The following is a 414-nucleotide window of genomic DNA, read 5'->3' as shown; positions in this document are numbered from 1 at the left end:
CCGCGCAGCGCTCGGAAGGGTCGGATCCGCAGAAGATTCCGGGATCATCCGCTCAGCCCGTACTCCTTCAGCATCTTCCGGGCCTCCTGGGTGCCGGCCCTCTGCAGCTCGAGCAGCTGCGCGTAGATCCCGCCTGGCTCGGCCAGCTCGGCCGGGGTCCCGATCTCCTGCACCTGCCCGCCGCGCAGCGTGACGATCCGGTCGACGGACGCGATCGTGCTCAGCCGGTGCGCCACGATCAGGCTCGACCGCCCCACCATCAGGTCCTCGAGGGCCGCCTGCACGAGCCGTTCGGACTTCGTGTCCAGTGCGGAGGTGGCCTCGTCCAGCACGAGGATCGGTGCGTCCTTGAGCACGGCCCGCGCCACCGCGATCCGCTGCCTCTGCCCGCCGGACAGCCGCAGCCCGCGCTCG

1 protein-coding gene is annotated in these 414 nt (G+C 71.5%); it reads right to left on the bottom strand.

Translation table 11 applies throughout. The features are described from left to right. Positions 1 to 44: 44 nt before the first annotated feature. A partial coding sequence (locus C6558_RS39270; RefSeq protein WP_146161028.1) for an ATP-binding cassette domain-containing protein occupies positions 45 to 414 on the bottom strand: 370 nt, incomplete at its 5' end.

Origin of the sequence: Ensifer sp. NM-2, assembly GCF_003024455.1 — a bacterium.
In the GTDB taxonomy this organism is placed as follows: Bacteria; Pseudomonadota; Alphaproteobacteria; order Rhizobiales; family Rhizobiaceae; genus Ensifer; species Ensifer canadensis.
The sequence above is the reverse complement of the archived record's forward strand: the minus strand, read 5'-3'. Positions and strand labels throughout refer to the sequence as shown.